The following is a 6,988-nucleotide window of genomic DNA, read 5'->3' on the forward strand; positions in this document are numbered from 1 at the left end:
TAGTCAGTTCGCCTGATCGCATTGATTTCATACGCCGTAAACCTTATAAGGCTGCAATAATGCTTCGACAGCCAACGGAATTTCTGTTGCCGACTCACCAATAACACTTGCCTCACGGTTCGCATTCCAGTGCGCAACCAACAACAACATGGCAGTTTCAATAGCTTCGTCAAACAGTAAGACCCCCCCCTCACAAAAATTAGGACTTTCCTTGTCCGATAATTCTTTCGCCAGTTTTCTTCGGGTAAAATTTTCAACAAAGCGTTGTGACGCCCCAATATAACCCTTTAACAACGCATCCTCATCGTTAAAATCTGGATCAATACGACACTGCGCTTTGACCTTTTGAAGTGTTAACACCGTCAGAATGCCTCCGAGAAACCTCGTCCTTCAGGGCGAGGAGCAGTCAATGTATTTGTTTTTTCCTTTGAAAAGACGACCTTTTTAGATCGTCTTAACGGGTTATTTGACGGGCGGCGTGTTAACTGTGAAGTCGCCGTAGACAAAAGCTTCTGGACGTTTCACTGCCAGTGCTAATCGTTCCTCACACCGAATAGATATCATGTTTTTCTCGAAATCGTCAGTGTTCTCGGAAGAAATGACAACATTCGTTTCTTCACGATCAAACAACTGGGCTCCAGCGTTAAAAGCTCCAGTAAGGAATTTTCCTTTAAATGCACTTGTCTCTGTCGCCACGACAGGCAACCCCCATAATGTGGGCCCCGTTAATACTGATGGATTGGCCAGAATATAACGTCCTAACGTATCTTTGCTTAACTCAATTTTCGCCCAGTCGATGAAATGTAAGACATGCCCTGAAGCAGGAAAACGTGCCAGCTGAGCCTGCAACATCGCCAAACGCAAATCATCCACGCCATTTTGTTTATCAACCTTAAATTCCGCCTTGAATTTAGAGGACTGCGGGATTATGCCGTGTAAATGTGCCCCCGTCCCATCGCCAAATAAAATTTCCTGCTCTTCCACATACTTCAATCCATAGCGCATTTCTGCATCAATCATCGATTGCAACTGTGAAAAATCATCTAATATTTGTTTGGACGCTTTGAACATGTGCGCAAGTGTACGCACAGGCGTCACTTTTTCTGCAAACTGAATATCACTATATGGTTTAGCCGTATTCTCAGCCACTACCGAAGCTTTATTGGTGAAGCCGGTCTGTTGTACCCAATAGATAGTGTTTGAAACTGTTTTGCCGGGGGCTATCAGGTCTCTTATGAACAAACGTTGCTTAGGCTGGACATCAATGCCGGGCAAGCGGTCAGGTTCAATGATGTTCCCGGTAATATTGGGGGTAGTTAATGTCGCATTAACACTGACGGCAAAACGTTTATTGCCTTCAATGCTGGCATTAATTGACTTGATATCTTCCGAAGAAATCACCTGTTGACCAATCGTTTGTATCGTTTGAACCGCATTTTGCAGTGGCATCTGTGCAACATGTTGCTCCAGCTCGCCTAAGGAAGCTTTCAATGTTTTTTCAGATTCACGTAGCGCATTTAACTCGACAGCCAGTTTATCAACTGATGCTTTCGTTTCTGTGCTCAATCCACCGACTTTTTTGGCTTCCTTAAGGGCTTCTTCCGCTTTTGCGTTAAATTGACTGTTCGCCGCTTCGATTTTGGCTGACAGATCTTTCAAGAGTTCATTGGTATTCGACATTTATTACCTCCGATGCAAATGCATTAACTGCATTTTGCAAATCAGTTAAATATTCAGGGTTCATATCAACAGTAGCGCCTGGCGTACTGGGTGAAATAGTGGTAGCGCACGGCTTACCACCGGTTAATGACTTAATCAGTTTTCGTCGTTCAGTACGGGGTGTATCGGCTTTTATCAGCAAGGCCTCAATTTTTCGTAGCGCGGCCTGAGGCGTGTCCTCCGCGGTTTCCAGACTGTCAACCGGCATCATTTTGTCGGCAAATCCCTGCGCTATCGCTTCTTCAGCCACTAAATACGTTTCGTTATTCATTAATTTTTCAATATCCGCATGATTGAGCCCACTTCGTGCTGCGTAGATATCGGCCATGGCTTTATCAAAAGGACGCATATCGTTGGCGAGACGGGCAAAATCATGTCGATTCCCCACACCCGCTCCCCAACAGTTATGGATCATCAAAAAAGCCCCGCTTCCCATGCAAACTTCATCCCCCGCCATCGCAACAAGGGAAGCGGCAGAGGCGGCAATCCCAAGCACGTTAATAGTCACTTTCGCGGTATGAGTGCGAAGCAGATTATAAATAGCCAACCCCTCAAACATATCGCCCCCTGGACTATTTATATTAACAATCACTTCCTGGTCACCTATTGTTTTCAATGCCCCTGAAATCCGTTTTGCGGTGATCCCTTCACCCCAGCAATCCTTACCAATAACATCAAGGATTGAAATCGTATTTGCTGAGCTGGCCGCTTTTATACCACTGTGCCAGTGGTCAAAAACTTTTGGCGTTATTTCATAAGAAATCCCTGTACAGGGGCGAGTTTCCGGCACAGCCGGTAATGTTTTTTTATCCATATTCAAACTTCTCAAATTGAGGGAATGGGAGGTTTCCTAATCCGGACGGGGATTTTCATGTTTGTTTTCCCCTAATCGATCGAGAGGGGTAAGATTTAGTTGAACTGTGTAAATATCACCGCCTTCTATTGGTGGTAAATTCTCTAACCGACGCACATCATTACGACTCATCCAGCCGTTTTGCAGAGCCGTCGTATAATACGCCCCTCTGCCCGCACTATCCGCCCGCAGTAGGCCCTCGACTGAAAATTCCGCAACATGATTCTCATCCTGTAACAAACAGCGACTAATTTCCTGTTCAATATTGACCAATAACGGGCGTAATGTATTCGTCAGGAACTGCATATGCATCCCTTCAACACTTGAAGCCCAGCTGCTTTGCTTGGTCACATGCCCTACCATGAAAGGGGGAACGCGAAACCAGCGGCAGATTTCTTCGATGCTAAATGTTCTGCTTTCTAACATCTGGGCAGCTTCTGGATTCATCGTGACACTGTTGTATTGCATCCCCCCTTCTATCACCATGATTTTCCCAGCATTTTTTGAACCTATATATTTTTCGAGATAACCTTCTAACCTGTCTCGCTGGTCTTGATTCAACCCATGTTCAGTCGTAATAAACCCCGAACTTTGTAATCCATTTTCAAAAATTTTTGCCGCGGATTCTTCTATTGCCATGGCCGCACCGATGACATCCCTACCGATTTGCACCGGGATCATGCCGCAAACCCCATCAAGCCCAAAACCCCGGATATGCATCATAGAGTTAATAGGAATGACATACTGACTATGTGATACCGGATCCGTATACGTATATTTCAATCGTCCATTTGCCTCACGACTCACCACCATATTTTGAGGCAGTAAAGGGTTAAGCGAGACTAACTTGTTACCAATAAATTTTTTCTCCACAAACGCGTTACCCCGTAAGCACAGGCTGGTAACGATCATCAACATAAAGCGGGACGGGGTCATCTCACTATTGGGTCGCTTACACAGTAACGAGTAAACAGGGTGATCTAATGCGAGTGTTCGCGTACCCTTAACTTGATTCTGATAAATTTTAAAAGGGAGAGTAGAAATAGATTCACTCAGCAGTCGAACACAGGCCCAAACCGTCGAAATTTGCATCGCGTTGTCAACCGTGACCACTTTGCCGCTGCTACTCTGCCCTATCCAGTTCTGCTCCAACGGGATACCCAGCCAATTACGTAACGTACTTTTGATCCAGCCGGTTTTTTTTACGTCTTTCATTCAATACCTACCATGATCGGATTATTGAAAAAACCCGAAAGATCAGGTTTGTGTACCATGGCTCTGCTCATCGCCATAATGAGCGAAACAGCACCATCGATTTTGTTTTCGTTTTTTTCTTTAATGGGACGCACAACGTCATCATTACCGGGTAAATATTTTCCCACTACGTTACTCATGCACCACGTCATGATCGGGTTGCCATCGTGATGAAAACGGCCAGCGGCTATCGCTGCTTCCAACTCTTTCATAGGGTCTGACATGTTCGTGTAATTTTGAACTATCGTGATCGGATCCATACCTTCATCTGCCAGATGGTGGGAAAGATTTGTCGCACCATGGGGATCAATAGCGGTTTCATCAATCGGATAATTGAGATTATCCGTTTTTGCTTCTTCCAATATTTCTCTGTAATCGATTTCCGCGCCATCCGTCACTTTTAAATGCCCCGTTTCAACCCACTTTTTAAAACGTTCAGCCGTTCGCCGATTTTCAACATCCGTACTAAAAACCGCATCATACGGCACATAAAAATCAGGAGAAATAACGTAATAATGACGCTTTCCATCAATTTCACGGGTGAACAGCTTCACCCGTGAGTTCATATCCAGCTTACGGGCTAAATCGAGCGCCTGAATGCAGGTTTGGCCTTCAAATTGACCTAATGTTAATGTCTTGTCTTCACACTTGCGCCACTCAATCATATTAAAATAGGCTGAACGGGCTGAAACCCATATATTTAAATGTTTTGTTTTGAAGGTGCCCGCCAGACGCGGATTACTTTTTCCGCGATTCTGTTGGCTAATCAGGAAATCGTTGTAAATCGAAACCCCGAGATTCGGATTAGCCTTTCTCAATACCGCCGGATCTGTCCAGTCATCGCCCTCATCAACCGTATAAATAATGCCAAAAAGTTCATCATTGGGTACTATCCCATTTAACATCTCAATGACTTCTCTGCGCTTGTCATAACAAGGGCCTTCAATATTATCGCCCGCCGTAGTGATCGCCCACATCAGCGGTTGTCGCCGGGCGCCCATTCCTGTCAACATGGTGGTATAGAGCGTATCAGTAGCGTGTTCGTGATATTCATCAACAATCGCACAATGGGGCGATTGACCATCGCCAGGATTACCTATAATGGGTTCGAAGCGCGCACCATCTGCAGGCCGGTTCATATTTTTGGCATTCACTTCAATACCGAATGCTTGCGTTAGTAAAGGTGTCCGTTTGCACATCAATTTAGCGGGTCTAAAGACTTCCCAGGCTTGCTTCTCAGTGGTAGCCCCTGAGTAAACTTCCGCGCCAAATTCGTTATCACACGTGAAACAATACAGTCCTACCCCAGCAGAAATGGCCGATTTACCATTTTTACGGGGGATTTCGGTATAGACTTCCCGAAAACGGCGCAATTGACTCCCTTTATGCACCCAGCCAAACGCACTACAGATAATGAAAAGTTGCCATGGCTCAAGTGTGATTGGCATCCGTTTAAACGCCCACTCACCTTTTGTATGAGGAAGTAGCTGAATGAATCTTGCGGCTTGTTCTGCCAGGTTTTTATCAAATCGAAAACAGAATTTCCGTTCCGCTCCCTTTGCCAAATCATCAAGATGACGTTGACAGGCATCTTTAACATATTGGCAGGTGACTATTTTCCCTTTTACAACGTCTCGGGCATATTGATTAGCCGCATTGACATTACGATACGATTTACGACTCATGAGGAAATAATCTTCAAAAAGGGATTTTCCTGTTTTTTTTGCCCTGCTATGCCAATTAAACGTTGACGGCTACTCGGATCTAAACCTAACATCGCACCCGTCCGATCCATTTCCGTTTCCTGCTCTTTTTTCGCCGTCAAATCAGGGTTTTTAATCGGGCCACCCGTTGCACCAATTAAACGCGTACCATCGCGCATAATATCGGTTACCAGTTTTCGCCATATTTGATACGCAACACACCAGCGCTCAAGCACTGCCAGATCAGTAAGACAAATGACCCCCTGACTACATAACTCCTTTACCGTCATTTCCCACATAATGACCGCAAGCATCATCCCGTTTTCGATAAACCAGTCAGGCGGACTAACCTTTTTTATCGGCGTAAATGCGGGTGCATCGCTATTTAATGTGCGCTTACCTGGATTACCCGCCAATGCTTTTCTGGCTACAGGCTTTGGACGACGACCAGACTTACCCGCTGTCCCCACCATACAACCTCCTACTCATCCAGATTGACATCCTTTCATTTTCATTTTCCGCGACGATAAAAATTTGACGGAAGCGGCTGTTCAAAAAGCGAAAGAGGTAAACTTTTTACCCGCCCCTCCCCTTATTTATCTGCTTGTTTCTGCTGCTGTTTTTTTCCTATGGCACGCCAAACAAAGACTTTGCAAATTACTTTCGATATCAGTGCCTCCATGGGCTTTAGCCAGAATGTGATCAACGGTTTTAGCGGTGTTGGCCAGACTGTTCTTTAAGCATGCCTGACATAAATATTTATCACGTTTAAGTATTCGCAAACGAAGCCTATCCCAGTGCGAACCATAGCCACGTTGATGACGGCTTTTACCTTGCTGATAATTTTCCCAGCCCTGATTTCGATGTGTCTCACAATAACCACTGCGATCGGTAGTTGTCTTGGCGCAGCCGCGTTTACGGCAAGCGCGAGGAATGCGCAGGGGCATAATCCTTATCCTCATATTTCACTTTTTTCGCTAATTTACAATCATGCTTTTTAACATGAATATAAGGAGCATCAACCGTCATCTCATTAGTCACAATGAAAGATGCCGTAACATGAGGAATTTCCTGAGGTTTACTATCCACAACAGTAGATTCCTGATTAGAAAGTATCTTACCATCGACCGTCAGCGCATAACCTTTGAACATGCCACCCACAAACAGTTTCGAGAGCTTTACCTGCATGTCTCTTTCATCGTTCATTTGATTCTCTCTTGCCTCGTTGTATTTTAATGTGGTCCTGAAGCCCTAAGGTTTGGGCGGTGACTGTAGCAATCTGTTCTCGTAAGGTGTAATAAGCCTGTTCAGCGTCTGCTGTAAGTCGGGGGGCGGTGCCATCATCCACGCCGGCGGCACCGGACTCTTTGGGGCAGGTGGCATTGACCCGCAACCGCTTAAAACCCCGAGCAACATCAAGCCTGAGTGCCTCAATCGTCTGTCTCGCATGCGTTAATTC

Annotated in this window: 9 protein-coding genes; all 9 read right to left on the bottom strand. The window is 45.3% G+C overall.

Going from position 1 to position 6,988, the window contains the following annotated elements:
* Positions 1-27: 27 nt before the first annotated feature.
* On the bottom strand, positions 28-360 hold the full coding sequence (locus AC01GB_RS01980) for a head-tail connector protein (RefSeq protein WP_474450043.1): 333 nt from the start codon (positions 358-360) through the stop codon (positions 28-30).
* Between the two features lie 102 nt (positions 361-462).
* Complete coding sequence (locus tag AC01GB_RS01985) at positions 463-1,680, bottom strand: phage major capsid protein (protein WP_474450044.1); 1,218 nt, start codon at positions 1,678-1,680, stop codon at positions 463-465.
* On the bottom strand, positions 1,664-2,533 hold the full coding sequence (locus AC01GB_RS01990) for a head maturation protease, ClpP-related (protein WP_474450045.1): 870 nt from the start codon (positions 2,531-2,533) through the stop codon (positions 1,664-1,666). Before AC01GB_RS01990 ends, AC01GB_RS01985 begins: the two co-directional genes overlap by 17 nt.
* 36 nt (positions 2,534-2,569) lie before the next feature.
* Entirely contained in the window at positions 2,570-3,787 is a 1,218-nt protein-coding gene (locus AC01GB_RS01995) for a phage portal protein (protein WP_474450046.1), read from the bottom strand.
* Positions 3,784-5,511, bottom strand: coding sequence for a terminase large subunit (locus tag AC01GB_RS02000; protein WP_474450047.1), 1,728 nt, complete (start codon positions 5,509-5,511; stop codon positions 3,784-3,786). Before AC01GB_RS02000 ends, AC01GB_RS01995 begins: the two co-directional genes overlap by 4 nt.
* Positions 5,508-6,002: a phage terminase small subunit P27 family gene (locus AC01GB_RS02005; protein ID WP_474450048.1), complete on the bottom strand. Its 495-nt coding sequence runs from the start codon at positions 6,000-6,002 to the stop codon at positions 5,508-5,510. The genes AC01GB_RS02000 and AC01GB_RS02005 overlap by 4 nt, the downstream gene beginning before the upstream one ends.
* A gap of 123 nt (positions 6,003-6,125) precedes the next feature.
* Positions 6,126-6,476 carry an HNH endonuclease gene (locus AC01GB_RS02010; protein ID WP_474450049.1) on the bottom strand — a complete coding sequence of 117 codons (351 nt, stop codon included), beginning with the start codon at positions 6,474-6,476 and terminating at the stop codon, positions 6,126-6,128.
* The gene (locus AC01GB_RS02015; RefSeq protein ID WP_474450050.1) at positions 6,445-6,717 is read right to left on the bottom strand and encodes a hypothetical protein; all 273 of its coding nucleotides are present in this window, start codon (positions 6,715-6,717) and stop codon (positions 6,445-6,447) included. Before AC01GB_RS02015 ends, AC01GB_RS02010 begins: the two co-directional genes overlap by 32 nt.
* A gap of 7 nt (positions 6,718-6,724) precedes the next feature.
* Positions 6,725-6,988, bottom strand: a 264-nt coding sequence (locus tag AC01GB_RS02020) for a lysis system i-spanin subunit Rz (protein WP_474450051.1), incomplete at its 5' end; no start/stop codon positions are given.

This window comes from Candidatus Arsenophonus phytopathogenicus, assembly GCF_056113345.1.

Bases quoted from the DNA above. Each gene is read 5' to 3' on its own strand.
- AC01GB_RS01985 (WP_474450044.1), bottom strand. From the start codon at position 1,680: ATGTCGAATACCAATGAACTCTTGAAAGATCTGTCAGCCAAAATCGAA.
- AC01GB_RS01990 (WP_474450045.1), bottom strand. From the start codon at position 2,533: ATGGATAAAAAAACATTACCGGCTGTGCCGGAAACTCGCCCCTGTACA.
- AC01GB_RS01995 (WP_474450046.1), bottom strand. From the start codon at position 3,787: ATGAAAGACGTAAAAAAAACCGGCTGGATCAAAAGTACGTTACGTAAT.
- AC01GB_RS02000 (WP_474450047.1), bottom strand. From the start codon at position 5,511: ATGAGTCGTAAATCGTATCGTAATGTCAATGCGGCTAATCAATATGCC.
- AC01GB_RS02005 (WP_474450048.1), bottom strand. From the start codon at position 6,002: ATGGTGGGGACAGCGGGTAAGTCTGGTCGTCGTCCAAAGCCTGTAGCC.
- AC01GB_RS02010 (WP_474450049.1), bottom strand. From the start codon at position 6,476: ATGCCCCTGCGCATTCCTCGCGCTTGCCGTAAACGCGGCTGCGCCAAG.
- AC01GB_RS02015 (WP_474450050.1), bottom strand. From the start codon at position 6,717: ATGCAGGTAAAGCTCTCGAAACTGTTTGTGGGTGGCATGTTCAAAGGT.